The sequence below is a fragment of the Sphingomonas sp. ASY06-1R genome, from assembly GCF_052180265.1.
In the GTDB taxonomy this organism is placed as follows: domain Bacteria; phylum Pseudomonadota; class Alphaproteobacteria; order Sphingomonadales; family Sphingomonadaceae; genus Sphingomonas_I.
In genome coordinates this window covers 1,529,523-1,550,219 of sequence record NZ_CP197464.1, presented here as the reverse complement: position 1 = coordinate 1,550,219, position 20,697 = coordinate 1,529,523, and the positions used below count along the sequence as shown (strand labels likewise).

The following is a 20,697-nucleotide window of genomic DNA, read 5'->3' as shown; positions in this document are numbered from 1 at the left end:
GTTATCGATCCAGCATTGATTATCATGAATAAGCTTGCGCGAGGCAAATTCAGGATAGCATTCCCGATTAACGTCAAACATCGGTAACGCGCCGCACAGCAAGCTCCATGCTACGCGCGGGGATGCGCGTTGCGATAGACGTCCAGCAAATGGGCGGCATCGACGCCGGTATAAACCTGCGTCGATGACAGGCTGGCATGGCCGAGCAGTTCCTGCAGCGAACGCAAATCTGCGCCACGCCCGAGCAGGTGCGTAGCGAAGCTGTGGCGCAGCGCGTGCGGCGTGGTGCGCTCGCCCAGGCCCAGCCTTGCCCGCGCCGCGCGCACTGCGCGGCGGATGATGTCGGCCGAAAGTGGGCCGCCCTTTGCGCCCCTGAAAATGGGCAGATCGCGGCTGACGCCCCAGGGGCTCGCGTCGATGTAGAGCTGTATCGCCTCGCGGACAGCCGCCAGCAGCGGCACCATCCGCGTCTTGTTGCGCTTGCCGGTCACGACCAGCGTGTCTCCCAGCGGCAGCACGGCCCCGGTAAGGGCGACCGCTTCACCGACGCGCAGGCCCGCGCCATATAGTAGCAACAGCACGGCGCGGTCGCGCAGGCCGATCCAGGGTTCGCGCCCCTCATCCTCCGCATCGTCCGCAATGGCGATCGCATCCGCCGGGGAAACCGGCCGCGGGACACCCTTCTTGACACGCGGGCCGCGCAAACGCGGCGGCGCGGCGGTGCCTTCACCTTTTGCGACATAGGCCAAGAAGCCGCGCAGCGCGGACAATTCCCGCGCCGCAGAGGCATTGGCCAATCCCTCGCCGCGCCGCGCCGCCAGAAAGGCCCGCAATTCCGCCGCGTCGACGCTGACGAGATCGCGCGACGTGATCGCGGCTGCACGATGCGTGCCGACGAAGCGGATCAGCCGGCGCGCGGTCGCGGCATAGGCGCGGATCGTATGTTCGGATCGACGCCGATCCTGCCGCAGATGCGCCTCCCATGCCGCCGCGTCCGCGAAGGCGGGGTGCGTATCCAGGGTCAATGCGGCTACCACCTCCCCACCATAGGGCAAGCGGGCGATGCTCGGAAGCATCGCCTTTATGACGGCCGATCACGCACCGCCACGCGGCCTGGCTCAAGCATAGCCGTTCGCACGCATCAGCTCACCGCAGGACGTGTCCAGCAGCGCCAATTCCGCTGGCTCCAACCGGCCGATCCAATCGCCCGCAACCCCTTTGCGCAAAAAGGATGTGGGATGCTCCTCCCCTGGCTTGCGGCCCGACATGGCCTCGAACGACGTCGCCGCAGTCACGCGCTGCATCAATGCGATGTCGTGCTGCACATCCAGGAAGCGGAACAGGGCTTGCGCCTGCTCGACCGGCGCCGCGATCAAATCCTCATATTTAAGCGTGTGGACGACGCCGGGATGATCCCGCGCGAAGGCTTCAACTGGCGCCACGCTCTGCTTCCAGGCCTGACCGCTATCGCCAATGAAGGTCAGGCGCTCCGGGGTACCATCCGCCACGCGCTCAGGCACGCCGGACCGACGGGCATGATGCATGCGGGCCATTGCCACGTCGCGAGGATCTCTAACGATATTAATGATGCGCGCCTCGGGGAAAAGACGCAGAAGGGCCGGAAGGCAATGCGTATAACGCGGCGTCTTGTCGCCAATCCATCGGACCCCCGCCTTGGGCTGCCGTTTCATCAACCGTTCGATGATGAAGTTTCGCACCACCCGATCGAGATCATCCTGCACGATTGGTGGATAAAAAGGCGTATCCTCATAAACGAGTCGTGAGACGACCGTCATCTTTTCAGCATATTCGCGCAATATTTTTGCAAGCGGGACGCTGAAACGCTCGATGAAGTGCCCTTCTCCCGAACATTGCACTTCTGGATGCGCATCCAGTGTGCGCTGCAGCCAAGTTGTGCCGGACTTCGCAGCCCCGCAGACGAAGAAATAATTCAGCTCAGACATCGCATTCCCCCGGCACCCCCTAAGCGGAGGAGATGCCGGGAAACAAGGATGCTATCAGCGCATCAGCACTAATTCTTCGGCCATGCTGGGATGCAGGGCGACTGTGTCGTCAAATGCCTGCTTGGTCAGTCCGGCTTTTACCGCGACGGCCGCTGCCTGCAGGATTTCCGGCGCGTCCGGGCCGATCATGTGGATTCCTAGGACGACATCCGTCTCCGGGTGGACGATCATCTTATACAAGGCACGCTCGTTCCGGCCGGCAAGCACATTCTTCATCGCGCGGAAATCGGATGTGAACACCTTGATCGCGCCATATTTCTCGCGCGCTTTGCCCTCGGTCAGCCCGACGCCCGCCATGGGCGGATGGCTGAACACCGCGGACGGCACATTGTCATAGTCGACGCGATGGGGTTTGTTGCCGAACACGGTATCGGAAAAAGCCTGGCCTTCCCGGATAGCCACGGGGGTCAGCTGGATTCGGTCGGTGACATCGCCAACCGCGTATATGCTGTCGCAGGTCGATTTGTTGTCGTCGTCGACCTTGATCGCGCCCCGATCGTTGAGTTCGACGCCCGCATTGTCCAGCCCTAGGTTGGTAAGCGGCTGGCGGCCGGTGGCAAACATCACCACGTCGCATGCGATCGGATCGTCATCGACGATATGGACCAGCAGCGAGCCGTCATCCTGCTTCTCGATCCGCTCCATCTCGGCATGGAATTTGAAATCGATCCCCTTGCCACTGGAAATCTGCAGCAGCCGATCGCGGATCTGCTCGTCATAGCCGCGCAGGATGACGTTGGTGCGGTTGATCACCGTCACGCGCGACCCGAATTCATGGAAAATGCCCGCAAATTCGTTGGCGATATAGCCCGCACCCGCAATCATGATCCGCTTCGGAACGTCGTCCAGATGGAAGGCCTCGTTCGAGGTAATGCCCAATTCCTTGCCTGGAATGTCGGGTATCGCCGGCGTCGCGCCGGTCGCGATCAGGATATATTTGGCGGTCACCGTGCGACCGCTCGCCAGCTTCACCTCATGCGCGCCGGCAACCGTCGCGCGTTCGTGAAGGACTTCGACCTTATTATTCTCCAGCGTCTCGCCATAAATACCGGAAATGCGCGTGACTTCGCCCAGCACATTGTCGCGCAACGTCTTCCAGTCGAACTCGCAATCGGGAACCTTCCATCCGAAGCGGCGCGCATCCGCCAGATCCTCCGCAAAATGGGCGCCGTAGACGAGCAGCTTCTTGGGCACGCAGCCGCGAATGACGCAGGTGCCGCCGACCCGATATTCCTCCGCAATCGCCACTTTTGCGCCATGGCCGGCGGCGACGCGCGCGGCGCGCACCCCACCTGAGCCAGCACCGATTACGAATAGGTCAACGTCGAACTCTGCCATCATGTCTTCCGATGAAGTGGATGGCTGCGATGTAGGGGGCGCTCCCCGCCCCGGCAAATGCGAAAGCGCGGTCAGTCTGATCGATCCAGCCCCGGCAACCGCACGGCGCGGGACCGTCGTGGAGCGCTCAATCCTGCTCGGCTGGGGTCTTCTTGGGTGGTTTGGACCAGCGCGCGAGCGTCATTTTATCGGTCGGGCGCACCTCCGCGCCCATGCTTTGCTTCATGATTTCGAGTGCCCAGCGACGCCGTTCGCGGGTCTGCGCGGCCACCGCATCCTCGGGAATCCACAGCGCATAGTCCCGCATATGCGCGTCCGCGGCGGTGAACATCACGCATATGTCCGCCGCAATGCCGGTAATTACCAGCCGATCGACCCCCAATTTGGGTAAAAGAACCGGCAGATTGGTGGCATAAAAACCGGAAAATTGCGGCTTGATGATGAAATAATCGCCATCCCGCGGGGCCAGTTTCGCGACAAATTCACGCGCCGCATCGCTCGTAATCGCGCGTTCGACCAGCCGGTATCGTTCCGAATGCCACTCGCCGAAATTATCGTTCACGTAGATGACCGGCAGCCTTGCTTTGTCGGCCGCCTCGCGCAGGCGCAGGATCCGATCGGAGGCGCTGATCGTATCGCGCAGCATCGCGTCGGCACCGCTGAAATCCATCTCCGTGATCATGTCGAGGATCAGCAAAGCGGTATTGCCGCGGGGCGCATCCCGGAATGGCGCCGTCGCCCGCCCTTGATTCAAGATACTCTTGGCCATCGCCTAGCAACGGCGCGAAACGAGATTCGTTTCCGGCTAAGCCCCTGCATCTTCAGCGATAATTTTCGCGATGCCGGACCAGTCAATCTCCTCGCCCTCACGGGCGACCGTGGCCATCAAATGGTCGCGCAGGACCGACAATGCCGGCATCGGCACCCACGCCGTTGTCGCGGCCGCGCTCACCAAATTCATGTCCTTCAAGCCGAGCGGCGCCGCGAAGCCCGCCGGACGGAATGCGTCGCGCACCATAATATCGCCATAGATCTGGTAAGCGGGCGAGCCGAACAGCGTCCCCGTCATCACCTCCAGCAGCGTGGCCTTGGCGACACCGTGCTTCTGCGCCAGCGTCATCGCCTCCGCCAAAGCTTCGACGGCGGCCAGGATCATGAAATTTCCGCACAATTTCACGATGTTGGCTGCGGGCGGATGACCCCCGATCCGGAAGGTCTTCTGCCCGATCGCATCGAAGACCGGCTCGCACATGTCGAGTGCATCGGCCGGGCCTGCCGCGGCGATGAACAGCTTCGCCGCCTCGGCGGCCGCAGGACGACCGAAAACGGGCGCGGACACCAGCACCGAGCCGTGATCCGCATGCGCCTGCGTCAGGCGCTCGGCCAGCTTCACGCTGATCGTGCTGTGCGACACGTGGATGGCTTTGGACGGCGCGGAGAGGATGCCGTCCGGGCCGAAACTCACCGCCTCCAGCGCCGTGTCGTCGGCCAGAATGGTTTGCACGACATCGCCTTGCGCGGCTTCGGCCGGCGTCGCGGCACGAATTGCCCCCTCTGCCACCAAGGCGTCCGCTTTGCCTGGGGAGCGGTTCCAGACGGTGACGTCATGCCCCGCCTTCATCAGGTTGCGGGCGACCACGCTGCCCATATTACCGAGGCCGATAAACCCGATCTTCATGTGGACGCTCCATAGAAAAAGCCGCCCCGGCGTCTACCGGAGCGGCCTCATAAACCCAACCCGAGTTATTGATCAGCGTTGCTGGACTCTTTGGCGGAGCCGGGCTCCGCCATCGCAGTATGGCGGTGCGCCAGCACGCTGTCCGGGGTGATGTGGCTGATCGCCGCCTGCAGCTTGTTCATCCAGCCGGAGACGACATGGCCCGCGCCCGAATTCATGGCATCCCAGCCGTTCTTCGCGGTTGCCGCCGGATCCTCCTTCTTGTCGACGCCGACCTTGGTATCCATCATGTCGGCGCGTTCGAAGAATTCGGTTTCGGTCGGGCCCGGCATCAGCACGGTGACCGTCACCTCGGTATCCCGCAGTTCCTCGCGCAGGGCGTAGGAGAAGCTGTCGAGATAGGCCTTGGTGCCGTTATACACCGCCTGATAGGCGCCCGGAATCAGCCCGGCGATCGAACCGGTGATCAAGATCTTGCCCTCGTTGCGCGCCTGCATCTGCTGCGCGACCTTCTGCAGCAGATAGGTGGTGCCGGTGACGTTGGTATCGATCACGCGGCGCCAATCGGCGACATCCTGATCGACGAAGGCACGTCCCAGCCCGCGACCGGCATTTGCCACCAGCACGTCGATCGAGCGACCGTTGGCGGCGGCCAGCAGCGTGTCGTTGCCCTCGAACGTGGCAAGATCCGCCTCGATCGATGTCACCTGTGTGCCATGTCGTTTGAAGTCGTCCGCGGCATTGTTGATCAACGGCTCGTCGGCGACGACCAGCAGATCATAACCGTCCTGCGCCGCGAGATGGGCGATTTCGAAGCCGATACCGGTCGAGGCGCCGGTGACGATCGCAAGCTTGCCGTTACCCATGATAGCTCTCCGAAGTAGGCATTTCGACGTTGATCTTCTCCAGACCGGGCTTGAGCACGATCTTGGTGGCGATATCCTGATGGTCGTGGAACAGCTTGTAGCCGTCGGGTGCATTTTCCAGCGGCAGGCGATGCGAGATCAGGAAGGTGGTATCCACCTTATCCTCCATGATCGCGTTGAGCAGGCCGGGCAGATAATGCTGTACGTGGGTCTGCCCGGTTTTCATCGTGAGCCCCTTCTCCATGAAGGCGCCCATGGGGAATTTGTCGACGAAGCCGCCATAGACGGCCGGAACCGACACCCGACCACCCTTGCGGCACGCCAGGATTACCTGGCGCAAGGCGTGGATGCGATCGGTGCCGAGGAAGGTCGATACTTTGAACTGATCGATGACATTGTCGACGAACAGGCCATGTGCCTCAAGGCCGACGCTATCGATCACTGCGTCGGGACCGATCCCGCCGGTCATCTCCATCAGCGCATCATAGACTTTGGTGTCGTTGAAATTGATCGTTTCCGCGCCGAACTTCGCCGCCAGTTCCAGGCGACGGGGGAAATGATCGATCGCGATGACGCGGCGTGCCCCCATCAGGAAGGCTGACTGGATCGCGAACAGGCCGACGGGTCCGCAGCCCCAGACCGCAACCGTATCGCCAGGCTCGATGTCGGCATTCTCCGCCGCCATCCAGCCGGTCGGCAGGATGTCCGACAGGAACAGGACCTTGTCGTCCTCGACACCATCGGGGATCACGATCGGGCCGACATCCGAATAAGGCACGCGCACATATTCCGCCTGTCCGCCAGCATAGCCGCCGGTCATGTGGCTGTAGCCGAACAACCCCGCCATGCGGTTGCCGTAAGCGAGTTCGGAAATGTCCTGATTGTCGGCGGGGTTCGAGTTGTCGCAGCAGCTATATTGATGCTTCTGGCAGAAATAGCAGGCGCCGCAGGAGATGGTGAAGGGCACCACCACGCGCTGGCCCTTCTTCAGGGTCGATCGGGCCCCGGTCTCGACCACCTCGCCCATGAATTCGTGGCCGAGGATATCGCCCGTCTGCATCGTCGGGATGTAGTGGTCATAGAGGTGAAGATCCGAACCGCAGATGGCGGTCGAGGTGATCTTGATGATGGCATCGCGCGGGTTGATGATCTCCGGATCATCCACCGTTTCCATGCGGACGTCATGCTTGCCGTGCCAAGTGAGAGCGCGCATTCGGCCTGTCCTTGCTTGAGAGTGGTTTAAGCGGCGGTCGGGAGATCGGTCGCCTCAGCGCGAGTGCGTGCCGACGTGCTGATCTCGCCCGTCTCCATGAACTGCTTGAAGCGGCGCAGATCGCGGCGCGATTGCAGTGCGGGTTCACGCTGGAATAGCTTGGCGAAGAATTGCGCGATGGCGCCGCCCGGTGGATCATAGGCGATTACCGCCCGCACCACCGTGCCCCGATGCGGCACTTCGTTGAATTCGACCTTGCCAGAGTTGCGGATTTCCGAGCCTTCGACCGATTCCCAGGCGATCAACCGACCCGCCTCATCCGCCGTGACGAGCGAATCCCACTGAACCGTGCGATCCCCCGGAGCTTTCACGATCCACGTCGAACGAATGGGATCATGAACATCAATTCGCTCGATATTCTCCATGACTTTCGTCAGATTCGAGAAGTCACGCCAGAACGCATAAAGCTCCTGCGCCGGTTTCGCGATCGTCACGACCGATGCTATGACGGTCTTTTCATTACGGGGCGCCTCGCTAGTGCGCACGTCACCGTCGCGCGCGGCGGTTGCCGGCGCGTCTATACTTTCGGGGGCGCTCATTTTCGCTCCTGCAATCAGTATTGAGGTATGATGTCATCAACCAGTCGGGGCGCCTGCGGTTCCCCGCGCGACGCACGAACCGGTCCGATAATGAGACAAAAAAATGTGCATCTAACGTAGGTTAGCCGGTCAGTGCGCTTGCCCCCGCGCGGAAGCAGCCGCAATGTGACGGTATGAGACAGCTAGCTTTTCTGGCGCCGCTTTTCTTCCTGACCGCGGCCGCGCCCGCGCCAAGCCCCAAAGCGCTGGAAGCGACGGTGGCACGCCTGGTGAGCTTCGGCACGCGGCATACCTTGTCCACGACCACAGATCCCGTACGCGGAATCGGCGCGGCCCGTCGCTGGGTTGCCGGCGAATTCACGACGCTTGGTCGGCAATGCGGCAATTGCCTGACGGTCGAGACGATCGGCGACACGTTCACCGGCCCACGAGCCCCTGCCGGGGTGAGGGTGGAAGATGTTCTCGCGATCCAAAAAGGCACTGGCGACCCGGATCGCGTTATCATCGTCCAGGGCCATATCGACAGCCGTGTGAATGACGTGATGGACGCTACCAGTGATGCTCCAGGCGCCAATGACGATGCGTCGGGGGTGGCGCTGGTTCTGGAGGCGGCACGTTTGTTGTCGCGCGAGAAGTTTCCCGCGACGATCGTCTATGCGGCCCTCTCCGGCGAGGAACAGGGGCTATGGGGCGGCAAATTGCTTGCCAACACCGCCAAGGCGCGGGGCTGGAAGGTGGCGGCCGTGCTCAACAACGATATTGTCGGCAATACCCATGGCATTGGCGGCGAACATGTCACCGATCGCGTGCGGGTATTCAGCGAGGGTATCCGCGTCGCCGCCGATGCCGACGGGCTGAAGCAGCAGCGTGCCACAGGCGGCGAGGATGACAGCCCGTCGCGCGCGCTAGCGAAGGCCACGGTCGTTCAGGCCGCGGCCCATCGCGAGATCGGCCTGCAGGTTCTGGCGGTGCGGCGCCCCGACCGCTTCCAGCGCGGCGGCGATCACATTCCCTTCCTGGAAGCCGATTATCCGGCGATCCGCTTTTCGGAGGCGACCGAGAATTACGATCGTCAGCACCAATCGCTGCGCACCGAAAATGGCCGCGTCTATGGCGACACGATCGATTGGGTCGACTTCCCCTATCTGGCCAAGGTGACGGCCTTGAACGTCGCGATGTTGCGCAACCTCGCGTCCGCTCCAGCGGCCCCCGCCCGTGTCACGATCGCGGGTGCGCTGAGCGACGATACGCATGTCGCATGGGAGCCGGTTCCGGGCGCAGCCGGCTACCGCATATATTGGCGCCGGGCCGACAGCAGCAGCTGGAGCGACCATCGCGATGTCCCTGCCGGCGCAACGATGACGGACCTGCGCCGCGTGAATATCGACGATAATTTCTTCGGCGTGTCCGCTCTGGCCAAGAACGGTGCGGAAAGCCTCGTCACCTTCGGGGGTGTCCCGCCTGCCCCGCCGCTCGGCAGCAAGCGCTGAGGCATAATGTCAGACGCATCCGAGGATTATAGCCGCACTTTCGGAGGCGAGGCGCTCGGCGCGCGGCTGCGTCGCCTGTCCGAACGGATCGATCGGGACGGGACGCGCATCTATGCCGAGCACGGGATCCGCTTCGAACAGCGCTGGTACGGCGTGTTGCGACAATTGGTCGCCAACGGCCCGATGTCGGTCGGCCAGATCGCGGCGGCGCTGCATATTTCCCATGCATCGGTCAGCGAAGCCCGCCGCTCGCTCGAAAAAGCGGGCATAGTGGACAATACGCCGTCCCCCGAAGACGGCCGACGCCGTATGCTGACGCTCACCGCCGAGGGCCGCACGCTATGGGACAGCCTCTCGCCGCTGTGGGATGACTTCAATACGGTCGCAAAGGAGTTGAACGACGAGGCGCAGGACGTGGTGCGGCTGCTGGACCGCCTCGACGACGCTTTGGCACGACGCTCCATGTACGACCGGATCATGGACAAGGTCAGCGCGCGCACAATGACGCGTTGACGATATGTAGGCGCCTACATACTTTAGCCATCTTTCGGGGAGGACGTGGCGATGAATCGGCGCACGATGATAAGAGCAGGGGCCGGTGCGGTCGCCGCAATCGCCCTGCCGAGCTACGCCAGGCGCGGGCGTTCGTCCGCTTCGCCGATCATCGATGGCAATCTGATGGCGCCGATCGATCCCGATGCGCCGTTGGATGCGGCCACGGCGGCGCAGGTGCGCTCGTCCGGTCTGACCGCCTTCAAGATGACGCTGGGCGGTAGCGGCAACCAGACCAAGGACGAGACCGACGCCCAAATTGCGGATCTGACCAAAGGCATTGCCCGCAATCCCACCCTCTTCAAGCAAGTCGTCGACGCGAAGGATCTCTCGCCCGCCTCCCCTGGCGCGATCGGCGTCATCTATTCCTTCGAGGCAGCGGGGATGCTGGAGGGTCAGATCGCCAATATCGATCATTTCCGCACCGCTGGCGTGCTGGTGATGGGGCTGAGCTATAACACGCAGTCGCCTTTCGCTTCCGGCGTGCTGGCGCCGCAAGCGACCGGCCTGAGCCCGCTCGGCCGCGAGGCGGTGGACCGCATGAACAATCTGGGCATTACCGTCGATATCAGCCACAGCGATGAGCTATCCAGCCTTGCGGCGCTGGCGGCATCGCGCCGGCCCGTGCTGATCACGCATGCGGGATGTGCAGCCGTCCACCCGCATCCGCGCAACAAATCGGACAGGCTGATGCGTGCGCTGGCCGGAAAAGGCGGTGTGATCGGCATTTACGAGCTCGCCTTCCTGGTCGCGGCCCCCGCGCAACCGGTACTGGACGATTATCTGGCGCACCTGGTCCATGCCCTGAATGTCTGCGGCGAAGACCATGTCGGGATCGGGACGGACGGCCTGCTGACGCCGTTCGATACATCCCCCGAAAGCATGAAGGAATGGGATGCGGATATCGCACGGCGTAAGGCGTCGGGTGTCGGCGCACCCGGCGAGGGACCGCCCCCGTTCGTGATCGGACTCAATCGCCCCGATCGCTATGCCGTGATAGCCGATGCGCTGCGGCGCAAAGGCTATCCGGCACGGATCACCGACAAGATATTGGGCGAAAATTTTCGGCGGGTTTTTCTACAGACATGGACGACGCCGGCCTGACCATGCGCGTCTGGGGTTTGTAAGGCTCGCCCTTCCGGCTCCGATCGGGCAGGAATGCCGCCATGAGCAAGCCTGTGCCCGCCGCTTTCTGGACGCAACCGGTGGTGCAGCTGGCACGCGCGTTGATCGGGACCAGCCTGCTGATCGACGGCGTCGGCGGGATGATCGTCGAGACCGAGGCTTATGACATCGACGATCCGGCCAGCCACGCCTTTGGCGGCCCGCGCGGGCGCAACCTGGTCATGTTCGGGCCTGTGGCCCATGCCTATGTCTACAAGATCTACGGCATCCACTGGTGCCTGAACTTTGTGGGCGGCGTGCATCCGGGGAGCGCGGTGCTGATCCGCGCGCTTGCCCCAACGTATGGCATTGAGAGAATGGTGGGGCGACGCACCCTGGCCGATCCGCGCGCCTTGTGCAGCGGCCCAGGCAAGCTTGCCCAGGCGCTGGGGATCGACAAGGCGCTGGACGGCGCACCGCTGGATCGGCCGCCGTTCGCGCTGGCTTTGGGTGAGACGGCGGACATTATCGTGGGGCCACGCATCGGCATCAGCAAGGCGATCGATCATCCATGGCGATTTGGCCTGCGCGGATCGCCCTTCCTGAGCCGCGCGTTCCCAAAGAATGGATGATCCGTTCCAGCTCGATCGCTTCCTGACGGCACAGGCCGATCTCTATGCAACCGCGCTCCAGGAGCTGCAGCGAGGACGCAAGACCAGCCATTGGATCTGGTTCATCTTCCCGCAAATTGCCGGACTAGGCCGAAGCCCGACCGCGCAACATTATGCGATCCGATCACTGGACGAGGCGCGGGCCTATCTGCGTCATCCGATATTGGGGGCACGGCTTCATGAATGCCTGCACGCGCTCGATGGTCTTCCGGAAGCCGATGCGGAGCGGGTGTTTGGCGCGCTGGACGCCATGAAGGTCCGATCGTCGCTCACGCTGTTCCGGGCAGCCGCCCCCGGCGATGGGGCGGTCACCACGGCGCTAAATCGTTGGTTTGGCGGAAAGGAGGACGCGGCAACGCTGACGCTTCTCCGTCGCGCATGATGCGCTATGGCTAGGCCATGCTGCGACGAATCGCCCTCCTTCTGTGCCTCCTCGCCACGCCGGCCCTGGCGCAGATGCCCGCTGCTGCCCCCGCGCCAGCGTCCGCCCCTGTCACGAAGCCGGCAACGGCGCGTGTCGCGATCGAGACGAGCGTGGGGACGATCACGGTCGAGCTGGAGACCGAGCGTGCGCCGATCACGTCCGCAAACTTCCTGCGCTACGTCGATCAGAAGCGTTACGACGGCACGTCTTTTTACCGGGCGGACCCGGTGGCGCCCAATTTCGGCCTGATCCAGGGCGGGGCAAGCAACGATCCGAAACGGTTGCTCAAACCGATCGCGCACGAACCTACGACCAAGACCGGGCTCAGCAACACCGATGGTGCCATCTCCATGGCGCGCGGCGCGCCGGGGACCGCGACCAGCGACTTCTTCATCATCATCGGCAATATGAGCGGCCTGGACGCCAAGCCCGACCAGCCGGGCGATAACCAAGGGTTTGCCGCGTTCGGCCACGTCGTCGAGGGGATGGACGTGGTCCATAAGATCCTGGCCTCCCCGACGTCGCCTACCGCGGGCGAAGGCGTCATGAAGGGGCAGATGCTGGAGCCGAAGATCACCATCCTGCGCGCGCGCCGCGTAACGTAAAGAGGTCATGATGGGGGAAGCCGCAACGGGGCCGGATTTCGGCGGACGCGAGGAACAGATGTTCCCGACGCTCACCGCTCCCCAGATCGCCGCCGCCCGCCGCTTCGCCAGCGGCGAACCCCAGCGCTTCGCGCCCGGCACGGAGATGTTTGCCGTCGGGGTGCGCAATGCCCCGGCATGGCTGGTGCTGGAGGGATCGATCGATGTCGTTCGCCGCGATGGCCTGGGCCATGAATCGGCGGTGGTGACGCATCATGCCGGTCAGATTTCAGGCGAGATCAGCCAGCTTGGCGGCCGTGCTTCGCTCGCGGCGGGGGTTGCCGGCAAGGATGGCTGCCTGGCGATACCCTTCGATGCGAGCCATTTGCGCGCGCTTCTGATCGGCTCGGCCGATCTCGGCGAGTTGCTGATGCGCGCGTTCATCCTGCGCCGCGTCGGCCTGCTGAATGCCGACAATGTGGGATCGATCCTGGTAGGCCGGCGGGAAGATCCCGATCTTGTGCGCCTGACCGGGTTCCTGACGCGCAACGGCTATCCCCATTCCACCGTGGATATCGAGACAACGGAGGGACGCGAACTGGTCGAGCGTCTGGCGGTGCAGCCCGACGACCTGCCGCTGATGATCTGCCCCAACGGCACCGTATTGAAGCATCCGGGCGATGCCGAGGCGGCTTTGTGCCTTGGCATGACGCCCGAGCTGGATCCCGATAAAATCTATGATGTGGTCGTCACCGGCGCGGGTCCGGCCGGTCTCGCCACCGCCGTCTATGGCGCCTCCGAAGGGCTTTCCGTGCTGGTGCTCGACACGCGCGCTTTCGGGGGACAGGCCGGCGCTTCGGCGCGGATCGAGAATTATCTGGGCTTCCCAACCGGCATTTCCGGACAGGCACTGGCCGGGCGCGCCTTCACCCAGGCGACGAAGTTCGGCGCGGAACTGGCCATTCCCGTGTCCGCGCAGCATCTGCATTGCGACGACAAGGCTGAGGTTGGCTTCAAGATCGACCTGGATAATGGCACAACGATCCGATCGCGCACCGTCGTGATCGCATCCGGCGCACGCTATCGCCGGCCAAAGATCGACAAGCTGGATCAGCTGGAAGGCGCCGGGATTTCCTATTGGGCATCGCCGATCGAAGCCAAGTTATGCGCGGGTGAAGAAGTCGCGCTGGTGGGCGGCGGCAATTCGGCCGGCCAGGCGACCGTATTCCTGGCACCGCAAGTCGAGAAGCTGAACATGATCGTGCGGCGGCCGCTGGAAGAGACGATGTCCAAATATCTGATCGACCGGATCGCCGCGCTGCCCAATGTGGAATTGCATGTGGGCAAGGAGATCGTGGCGCTGGATGGCGATCGGGCCACCGGCCTGAAGGGCGTGACATTCCGCTGCCGCGCGACGGGGAGCGAGCATCACAGCACGCTCAGCCATCTCTTCCTGTTCATCGGCGCCGATCCCAATACCGCCTGGCTGAACGACTGCGTCGATCTGGACGCGAAGGGCTTTGTCGTCACCGGCCAAAATGGCGCGGCACCGCTGGAAACCAGCCGCCGCGGCGTGTTTGCCGCGGGCGACGTACGGTGCGGATCGACGAAGCGCGTTGCCGCGGCTGTCGGCGAAGGGGCGGCCGTGATCGCCCAGATCCATGCCTATCTGGGCGCGGAAACAACATCCGCTTGAGCATTGCCGTGATCGGGCACATACTGATCTAAAGCGCACTCGCTCCAATGAGCTTAAAAATGCGGCTTGCGGCAAAGGCGGTTAATGATGCACCGTTCAGAAGCTCTCCTACGCAACCTATGCGATATCTACGGAATTCCCTTCAATATTACGGAGGAACATCCAGATATTGCGCTCAAAGCTATGATCGCAGCCTATAGCATACCCTTGCTTCGCAGCATTGATGCTCGAGTTCGTTACGGCAACGAAATACTCGGCGCATTAGGGCGATTTTATTATGCATTTTCTCCAATGGTGGTCCGATTCGGACAGGTCTTGGTAATGATGGAGCAATTTCCATATCAGTTTCAGGACCTTCATCTCTCGACAGAGCAACTTGTCACAAAATTCAAATGTCTTCGCACTCAAAATAATTATCTTAAGTTCTTTGGGTTAGTAGGGGGCGCGGGCGCTCTTCAAGCGGCTGGGGCTGAATACATTAAGAATCGCAGTGCGGTAGCTGCGGCTCAGAAGTTTGCGATGAGAGCGATGACTGGTCCGATTGGAGAGGCAGCTAGTGCTAGATTAGCAGCAGCGGGAGCCACTGGCGCGGCGACAGTGGGCGGATCCATAGTGCTCGCCGGGGCTACACTCGCTTACTATAGCGGCGAACAAGAAAAGGCAAAAATCAGCGCTATCTTGCGTAATCGTTTTCAATCTGGACAAATGACTGACGATCAATTTCGGGAAGTATTCGACGCTCAAATCCAACCTGGAGCGTTAAAGAAATACTGGGAGTTCCGATGAATACTTTGCATCCCAAGCCAAAGATCACGTTAGACGCGCCGCCTTGGACAATAGTTTTAGGTTGTTGGACGGTGATTTACGTTATGATCTGGGGAATCAACGTCACTTTACCTCATTTTTCGGCCGGCTTCGTATGGATGCCTTTAGCCATCGCGGTGGGGCTGCTAGTTTACATCGCAGCTGTCTTACTGGTTTGGGGAGACCCCCGAATTTGGAACTATCCAGGGCAAAAGGGCGATTTTGTTCAGGAGAAGCACGTCAATGAAGCCTCGATAGAGCATCGAGATAATACTCCGCCAGAATCAATACCGGCTGTTACGAAGCGCCGAGCCGGAAGGATGATCGGTCAACAGGCCGGGGCCGTGGCGGGCGCCGCAGCCGTCTATACGATTGTAGATCATGGAATGATTTTATCTCTGTTTACCTTTTATTTCGTATATGCGCTCATTGCAGTTGGTGTTGAAAGTTTTGCGATGAGGGCCAGATAAAAGAAGCGCGAAATGGCCCCGAAATCCACAGGCGCGCGTGGGATATCATCAGCGCGCCTTTTCGTAGCACTTTGATCAGCTGGCATGAGCGGTGACCTTTTCAAGGCAGCCCATGCGAAAGGTTCGCTCAATCGGCGTTTCGGAATTCATGGGCGTTCCTAGGCGGCGTATTGTTATGGAGCGGGGAGCCGGTCGAGCGCCGCGCTGATGGCCCTGTCGGCAATTGTGACGACCGAAGGTTCCAGGGGTGGCGATCGTCGGCCCGCACCGTACGAAGCTTTGCGCGGGTAAGATCGATCGCGACGCCCCCTGTCTGTGCCAGCATCACCCGGTCAAGCTTCAGCCAGCGGGGCACGCAGGTCCGTGGGAGGCGCCGGTCGCTCACCGCGATATCCGCCCAGGCGCAAGCGCTTTTCACCTGTTCCAGATCCAGCATGTAGGGACTTCGGGTGGCCAGGACGTGCCAAGCGCGGCCGCCACGCGCAATCGAGGCGAGGCACACGTCACGGGTACAGCGTGCGGACGGGAGTATGTCCAGATCCAGCGCCTCAGCCTTCACACCGGATCCCTCGCCCAGCTGATCGCGCACATACTCGCCGGCGCGTGGGCGCAGCAGGTGGAGCGCGCCATCGGCGGTGCGAACGGCGAGATGCTTGCCGTCACCGGTTATCAGGACATCCGGGGCCGGCGTCACCAGCGCCCAGGCGGCGCCAATCATGAGTGGAAGCGCACCGACCCGGCGGACTGGCGTACGCCACAACGCGATCCACAGACCACCGGCGACCATCAGCAGAAACGCACCGAGCGGCATGGACGGCAGGGCCGCGACCGCCCCCGGCAAGGCCGATACGTGCCGCGCCAGACCGATTAGCAGTGCCAGCACCTTCCCCGTGACCCACCAGACCGGGCCGCCCAGCCCGACGCTGTCCAACAGCAGCGCCAATGCCTCGAGCGGCATGATGACGAAGGTTGTCAGTGGGATGGCGATGATATTTGCGAACGCACCATAGATACCGGCGCGGTGAAAATGATAGGCCGCGATCGGCATCAAGGCGATCTCGACCAGCAGCCCGGTCGCGAGCAGGATCGCCACTTCACGCAGCAGGCGGCGCGCCCACCCTTCTTCCCGCTTCGCCGCCCAGGCGCGTACGCGCGGATGTTCGTGGAACGCGATGATCGACGTAACGGCGGCAAAGCTGAGCTGAAAACTCGGCCCGACCAGCACCTCCGGCCAGACGAGCAGGACGATCAAGGCGCCGGTCGCGACCAGCCGCAATGTCATCGCCTCCCGCCCGAGCGCGATGCCGGCCAGTACGAGCAAAGCCGCCACGCACGAGCGGATGGTCGGCACTTCTGCGCCTGACAGCAAGGTGTAACCGATGCCGGCCAGCGCACCGGCGCCGGCAGCGATGAGCAACAGCGGCGCGCGCAAGGCGAGCCATTGCGACAGCGCCAGCAGCCGCAGGGTCAACAGCATCGTCGCCGCGATCACGGCGGTGACGTGCAGGCCACTGATCGAGAGGAGATGCGCCAGACCGGACTGGCGGAAGGCGTCCGCATCCGCCTCGTCGATGGCGCCGACATCGCCCGTCACGAAGGCGGCGGCGACGCCGCCCTCGCTGCCGGCCAGCTGGCTTTGAATATGGGCGGTCAGCCGCGCCCGCTGTGCCCCCAGCCAGGCCGTGAAGCCCCCGCCGCCCGGCGCGGGCGCGACGAGCCTGGCCGGGCCAAGCGCCTTGCCGGTCGCGCCGATTTTCTGGAACCAGGCGACGCGCGCGAAATCATAGCTGCCCGGCAGGAGCGGTGGAGGCGGCGGCACGACCCGCGCCCGCACGGCGATGCGCGCACCCGGGGCAATGCCCGCCGGCACTTCTTTCTCATCCAGCGACACGCGGATCTGCGGCGGCAGCGTCGGCTGCGCCTCGGGCGCCAGCAGCAGACGGATCTTCTGCTTCGCCGGCAGCTTGGCCACGGCGTTGACCTTGGCGGTCATGGTCACGACCAGTGTCCGGCTCAGCACCGGTGCGGCGACGCGCTCGCTGCGCGCCCACGCCAGCGCGCAGCCCAGCAGCGCGGCGGCGGATAGCCAGGCCAGCGCCCGTCCGGCCCGGCCACTGCGGGCAAGGAAGAAAGCCACCACGGCGCAGAGGCCCGCAATCCCCATGAAGATGCGCCAGGCGTGGGCATCCGGCAGGCCGAACCAGGCGGCGATGCCGATCGCGATGCCGACGGGAAGCCACAGCGGCAGTTGATCGCGCTCTGCCTCAAGCCACAGCTCAATCTGCCCGAACCATCGACGGACGTGCATCCAAATTCCGGGTCCGCCCGTTTGTGGGCTCCGAAGGGCTATGCTAGGGGCGCTCACCATTTCATCGGCCATGGTCGACACAGCTTGGGAGACAGGCGCTTTGGGCGCAAGCACCGCTTCTGGCGGCGAGGTCGTGACGCGGTTCGCGCCCTCCCCCACCGGCTTCCTCCACATCGGGGGAGCACGGACTGCCTTGTTCAATTACCTGTATGCCAAGCATATGGGCGGCAAGTTCCTGCTGCGTATCGAGGATACCGATCGCGCCCGGTCCACCGACCCCGCGATCGAGGCGATCCTTGACGGGATGACCTGGCTGGGCCTGGATTGGGACGGCGACGTCGTCTACCAATTTGCGCGGGCCGAGCGGCATGCCGAGGTGGCGCAGGCGCTGCTGGACCGGGGCGCCGCCTATCGCTGCTACGCGACGGCGGAGGAACTGGAGGCGATGCGCGCCGAGCAGCGGGCCGCCAAGCAGCCGATGCGCTATGACGGGCGCTGGCGCGATCGCACGCCGGGACCAGATCAGGAAGGCAAGCCCTTCGTCGTGCGGCTGCGCGCCGAGCAGGAAGGCGAAACCACGATCCAGGATCGCGTTCAGGGCCCGGTGACGGTCAAGAATGCCGAACTGGACGACATGGTGCTGCTCCGTTCGGACGGCACGCCCACCTATATGCTCGCGGTGGTGGTGGACGACCATGACATGGGGGTAACCCACGTCATTCGCGGCGACGACCATCTCAACAATGCCTTTCGCCAGATGGGCATCATCCGCGCAATGGGCTGGGAGGAACCGGTCTATGCGCATATTCCGCTGATCCACGGCGCGGATGGCGCAAAACTTTCCAAGCGCCACGGCGCCTTGGGAGTCGATGCCTATCGCGACGAACTCGGCATGCTGCCGGAAGCGGTGAACAATTATCTCCTGCGCCTGGGCTGGGGCCATGGCGATGATGAGTTCATCACGCGCGATCAGGCGATCGGATGGTTCGATCTGGACGGTGTTGGCCGCGCACCAGCACGGTTCGACATGAAGAAGCTGGAAAGCCTGAACGGCCATTATCTGCGCGACGCGGACGATGCGCGGCTGGCCGATCTGGTCGCTGCCAAAATCGGTAGCGCTATCAGCCCGGAACGGCCCGATTCAGCGCCTGAATTATTGCGCCGCGCCATGCCGTTTTTGAAGGTTCGTGCCAAATCTATCAATGAGATAGCAGAAGGTGCGAGCTTCCTGTTTCGCACCCGCCCGTTGGACGTGGACGAGGGCGCGGCGAAGCTGCTAGATGACGGCGCTCGCCAGCTTCTGGCGCGTGCCCGGGACGCTCTCGCGGCCGTCGGGGACTGGAGCGCCGGTGCGCTCGAGGCCGCGATCCGCGAGGTTGCAGAGGAAGCCCAGATCGGCCTTGGCAAGGTTGCGCAGCCGCTGCGCGCCGCCCTGACCGGACGGACCACCTCACCGGGTATCTTCGACGTATTGGTGCTCCTCGGTCGCGAGGAGAGCCTGGCTCGGCTTTCGGATCAGATCGATCTGGCGGCGGAACATTGATGGAGTTTGAGTGACATGGCCGACAGCACGATCAGCATCGGGGGCAAGGATTTCGACTATCCGGTTCTTTCGGGCACGACCGGGCCCGACGTCATCGATATCCGCAAATTGTACGGCCAGACCGGGGCCTTCACCTATGATCCGGGCTTCACCTCGACCGCGAGCTGCGAGAGCGGGTTGACCTATATCGACGGCGATGCGGGCGTATTGCTGCATCGCGGTTATCCGATCGATCAGCTGGCCGAACAGTCGAGCTTCCTTGAGGTCGCCTATCTGCTGATCCACGGCGAGCTGCCGACGCGCGCCGAACTCGACACGTTCACGAACACGATCACCCGCCACACGATGCTGCACGAGCAGCTGGCGACCTTCTATCGCGGCTTCCGGCGCGATGCGCATCCGATGGCGATCATGGTCGGCGTGGTCGGCGCGCTGTCGGCCTTCTACCCGGATTCGACGAACATCACCGACCCCAGCCAGCGCATGATCGCGATGCATCGGCTGATCGCGAAGATGCCGACGATCGCAGCGATGGCGTATAAATATTCGGTCGGTCAGCCGTTCGTCTTCCCGCGCAACGATCTGTCCTACACCGCCAATTTCCTGCGCATGACCTTCTCGGTCCCGGCGGAGGAATATGAGCCCGATCCCGTCATCGTCGATGCGATGGACAAGATCTTCATCCTGCATGCCGATCACGAGCAGAATGCGTCAACCTCGACCGTGCGGCTTGCCGGCTCGTCGGGCGCCAATCCGTTCGCGTGCATCGCGGCCGGCATTGCCTGCCTGTGGGGGCCGGCGCACGGCGGCGCCAATGAGGCGGCGCTCAACATGCTGCGCGAGATCGCAACGGTCGACCGGATTCCGGAATATATCGCGCGCGCCAAGAACAAGGACGATCCGTTCCGGCTGATGGGCTTCGGCCACCGCGTGTACAAGAATTTCGACCCGCGCGCGAAGGTGATGCAGAAGACGGCGGCCGACGTGCTGGAGAAGTTGGGCGTGACCGACCCGATCTTCGACGTCGCGCGCGAGCTGGAACAGATCGCGCTGAAGGACGACTATTTCATCTCCAAGAAGCTTTATCCGAACGTCGACTTCTATTCGGGCGTAATCCTGTCCGCTATCGGCTTCCCGACGACGATGTTCACCGTGCTGTTCGCGCTCGCGCGTACGGTCGGCTGGGTTGCGCAGTGGAATGAGATGATTTCCGATCCCGATCAGAAGATCGGTCGTCCGCGCCAGCTCTATACTGGCCCGACCCAGCGCGATTACGTGGCCGCGGGCGAGCGCTGAACGAAAGCCCCCTCCCCGAGCGGGCTCGGGGAGGTAT

General features: G+C 63.0%; 20 protein-coding genes. 11 read left to right on the top strand and 9 right to left on the bottom strand.

Annotated elements, in window-relative coordinates:
• Positions 1-110: 110 nt before the first annotated feature.
• From ACSBM8_RS07500 to ACSBM8_RS07465, 8 genes are all read right to left on the bottom strand, one after another.
• Positions 111-1,037: a tyrosine recombinase XerC gene (locus ACSBM8_RS07500; protein WP_442681519.1), complete on the bottom strand. Its 927-nt coding sequence runs from the start codon at positions 1,035-1,037 to the stop codon at positions 111-113.
• 81 nt (positions 1,038-1,118) lie between these two features.
• Entirely contained in the window at positions 1,119-1,964 is an 846-nt protein-coding gene (locus ACSBM8_RS07495) for a sulfotransferase family protein (protein WP_442681014.1), read from the bottom strand.
• 54 nt (positions 1,965-2,018) lie between these two features.
• Positions 2,019-3,362, bottom strand: a complete 1,344-nt coding sequence (gene gorA, locus ACSBM8_RS07490) for a glutathione-disulfide reductase (RefSeq protein ID WP_442681013.1) — start codon at positions 3,360-3,362, stop codon at positions 2,019-2,021.
• Between the two features lie 127 nt (positions 3,363-3,489).
• Complete coding sequence (locus ACSBM8_RS07485) at positions 3,490-4,131, bottom strand: isochorismatase family cysteine hydrolase (protein WP_442681012.1); 642 nt, start codon at positions 4,129-4,131, stop codon at positions 3,490-3,492.
• Positions 4,132-4,167: 36 nt separating this feature from the next.
• On the bottom strand, positions 4,168-5,040 hold the full coding sequence (locus tag ACSBM8_RS07480; RefSeq protein ID WP_442681011.1) for an NAD(P)-dependent oxidoreductase: 873 nt from the start codon (positions 5,038-5,040) through the stop codon (positions 4,168-4,170).
• A 65-nt stretch (positions 5,041-5,105) separates the two neighbouring features.
• Positions 5,106-5,906 (bottom strand): SDR family NAD(P)-dependent oxidoreductase, encoded by an 801-nt coding sequence (locus ACSBM8_RS07475; protein ID WP_442681010.1) that lies wholly within the window; start codon positions 5,904-5,906, stop codon positions 5,106-5,108.
• Positions 5,899-7,119, bottom strand: a complete 1,221-nt coding sequence (locus tag ACSBM8_RS07470; protein ID WP_442681009.1) for a zinc-dependent alcohol dehydrogenase — start codon at positions 7,117-7,119, stop codon at positions 5,899-5,901. Before ACSBM8_RS07470 ends, ACSBM8_RS07475 begins: the two co-directional genes overlap by 8 nt.
• Positions 7,120-7,145: 26 nt before the next feature.
• On the bottom strand, positions 7,146-7,718 hold the full coding sequence (locus ACSBM8_RS07465) for an SRPBCC family protein (RefSeq protein WP_442681008.1): 573 nt from the start codon (positions 7,716-7,718) through the stop codon (positions 7,146-7,148).
• 173 nt (positions 7,719-7,891) lie between these two features.
• Between ACSBM8_RS07465 and ACSBM8_RS07460 the strand changes: the two genes are divergently transcribed.
• The 9 genes from ACSBM8_RS07460 to ACSBM8_RS07420 all read left to right on the top strand — a co-directional run bounded on the left by ACSBM8_RS07460 (position 7,892) and on the right by ACSBM8_RS07420 (position 15,513).
• Entirely contained in the window at positions 7,892-9,208 is a 1,317-nt protein-coding gene (locus tag ACSBM8_RS07460; RefSeq protein WP_442681007.1) for a M28 family metallopeptidase, read from the top strand.
• 6 nt (positions 9,209-9,214) lie between these two features.
• The gene (locus ACSBM8_RS07455; RefSeq protein ID WP_442681006.1) at positions 9,215-9,721 is read left to right on the top strand and encodes a MarR family winged helix-turn-helix transcriptional regulator; all 507 of its coding nucleotides are present in this window, start codon (positions 9,215-9,217) and stop codon (positions 9,719-9,721) included.
• A 51-nt stretch (positions 9,722-9,772) separates the two neighbouring features.
• Positions 9,773-10,864 (top strand): dipeptidase, encoded by a 1,092-nt coding sequence (locus tag ACSBM8_RS07450; protein WP_442681005.1) that lies wholly within the window; start codon positions 9,773-9,775, stop codon positions 10,862-10,864.
• Between the two features lie 62 nt (positions 10,865-10,926).
• On the top strand, positions 10,927-11,496 hold the full coding sequence (locus ACSBM8_RS07445; protein WP_442681004.1) for a DNA-3-methyladenine glycosylase: 570 nt from the start codon (positions 10,927-10,929) through the stop codon (positions 11,494-11,496).
• The gene (locus ACSBM8_RS07440; RefSeq protein WP_442681003.1) at positions 11,489-11,917 is read left to right on the top strand and encodes a DUF1810 domain-containing protein; all 429 of its coding nucleotides are present in this window, start codon (positions 11,489-11,491) and stop codon (positions 11,915-11,917) included. Before ACSBM8_RS07445 ends, ACSBM8_RS07440 begins: the two co-directional genes overlap by 8 nt.
• 17 nt (positions 11,918-11,934) lie before the next feature.
• On the top strand, positions 11,935-12,564 hold the full coding sequence (locus tag ACSBM8_RS07435; protein ID WP_442681002.1) for a peptidylprolyl isomerase: 630 nt from the start codon (positions 11,935-11,937) through the stop codon (positions 12,562-12,564).
• A 7-nt stretch (positions 12,565-12,571) separates the two neighbouring features.
• Entirely contained in the window at positions 12,572-14,239 is a 1,668-nt protein-coding gene (locus ACSBM8_RS07430; RefSeq protein WP_442681001.1) for an FAD-dependent oxidoreductase, read from the top strand.
• A gap of 87 nt (positions 14,240-14,326) precedes the next feature.
• Complete coding sequence (locus ACSBM8_RS07425) at positions 14,327-15,025, top strand: hypothetical protein (protein ID WP_442681000.1); 699 nt, start codon at positions 14,327-14,329, stop codon at positions 15,023-15,025.
• Positions 15,022-15,513, top strand: a complete 492-nt coding sequence (locus ACSBM8_RS07420) for a hypothetical protein (RefSeq protein WP_442680999.1) — start codon at positions 15,022-15,024, stop codon at positions 15,511-15,513. Before ACSBM8_RS07425 ends, ACSBM8_RS07420 begins: the two co-directional genes overlap by 4 nt.
• Positions 15,514-15,640: 127 nt before the next feature.
• On the opposite strand, the gene ACSBM8_RS07415 is transcribed toward ACSBM8_RS07420, so the two are convergent.
• A complete protein-coding gene (locus ACSBM8_RS07415; protein ID WP_442680998.1) occupies positions 15,641-17,821 on the bottom strand; it encodes a ComEC/Rec2 family competence protein in 2,181 nt (726 codons plus the stop codon).
• A 100-nt stretch (positions 17,822-17,921) separates the two neighbouring features.
• On the opposite strand from ACSBM8_RS07415, the gene gltX reads away from it, so the two are divergent.
• Both gltX and gltA read left to right on the top strand, forming a co-directional pair.
• Complete coding sequence (gene gltX / locus ACSBM8_RS07410) at positions 17,922-19,364, top strand: glutamate--tRNA ligase (protein WP_442680997.1); 1,443 nt, start codon at positions 17,922-17,924, stop codon at positions 19,362-19,364.
• A gap of 15 nt (positions 19,365-19,379) precedes the next feature.
• Entirely contained in the window at positions 19,380-20,660 is a 1,281-nt protein-coding gene (gltA, locus tag ACSBM8_RS07405) for a citrate synthase (protein ID WP_442680996.1), read from the top strand.
• The last annotated feature ends 37 nt before the right edge of the window (positions 20,661-20,697 follow it).

Coding starts and splice junctions, on each gene's coding strand:
- ACSBM8_RS07495 (WP_442681014.1), bottom strand. CDS start 1,964: ATGTCTGAGCTGAATTATTTCTTCGTCTGCGGGGCTGCGAAGTCCGGC.
- gorA (WP_442681013.1), bottom strand. CDS start 3,362: ATGGCAGAGTTCGACGTTGACCTATTCGTAATCGGTGCTGGCTCAGGT.
- ACSBM8_RS07485 (WP_442681012.1), bottom strand. CDS start 4,131: ATGGCCAAGAGTATCTTGAATCAAGGGCGGGCGACGGCGCCATTCCGG.
- ACSBM8_RS07480 (WP_442681011.1), bottom strand. CDS start 5,040: ATGAAGATCGGGTTTATCGGCCTCGGTAATATGGGCAGCGTGGTCGCC.
- ACSBM8_RS07475 (WP_442681010.1), bottom strand. CDS start 5,906: ATGGGTAACGGCAAGCTTGCGATCGTCACCGGCGCCTCGACCGGTATC.
- ACSBM8_RS07470 (WP_442681009.1), bottom strand. CDS start 7,119: ATGCGCGCTCTCACTTGGCACGGCAAGCATGACGTCCGCATGGAAACG.
- ACSBM8_RS07465 (WP_442681008.1), bottom strand. CDS start 7,718: ATGAGCGCCCCCGAAAGTATAGACGCGCCGGCAACCGCCGCGCGCGAC.
- ACSBM8_RS07460 (WP_442681007.1), top strand. CDS start 7,892: ATGAGACAGCTAGCTTTTCTGGCGCCGCTTTTCTTCCTGACCGCGGCC.
- ACSBM8_RS07455 (WP_442681006.1), top strand. CDS start 9,215: ATGTCAGACGCATCCGAGGATTATAGCCGCACTTTCGGAGGCGAGGCG.
- ACSBM8_RS07450 (WP_442681005.1), top strand. CDS start 9,773: ATGAATCGGCGCACGATGATAAGAGCAGGGGCCGGTGCGGTCGCCGCA.
- ACSBM8_RS07445 (WP_442681004.1), top strand. CDS start 10,927: ATGAGCAAGCCTGTGCCCGCCGCTTTCTGGACGCAACCGGTGGTGCAG.
- ACSBM8_RS07440 (WP_442681003.1), top strand. CDS start 11,489: ATGGATGATCCGTTCCAGCTCGATCGCTTCCTGACGGCACAGGCCGAT.
- ACSBM8_RS07435 (WP_442681002.1), top strand. CDS start 11,935: ATGCTGCGACGAATCGCCCTCCTTCTGTGCCTCCTCGCCACGCCGGCC.
- ACSBM8_RS07430 (WP_442681001.1), top strand. CDS start 12,572: ATGATGGGGGAAGCCGCAACGGGGCCGGATTTCGGCGGACGCGAGGAA.
- ACSBM8_RS07425 (WP_442681000.1), top strand. CDS start 14,327: ATGCACCGTTCAGAAGCTCTCCTACGCAACCTATGCGATATCTACGGA.
- ACSBM8_RS07420 (WP_442680999.1), top strand. CDS start 15,022: ATGAATACTTTGCATCCCAAGCCAAAGATCACGTTAGACGCGCCGCCT.
- ACSBM8_RS07415 (WP_442680998.1), bottom strand. CDS start 17,821: ATGCACGTCCGTCGATGGTTCGGGCAGATTGAGCTGTGGCTTGAGGCA.
- gltA (WP_442680996.1), top strand. CDS start 19,380: ATGGCCGACAGCACGATCAGCATCGGGGGCAAGGATTTCGACTATCCG.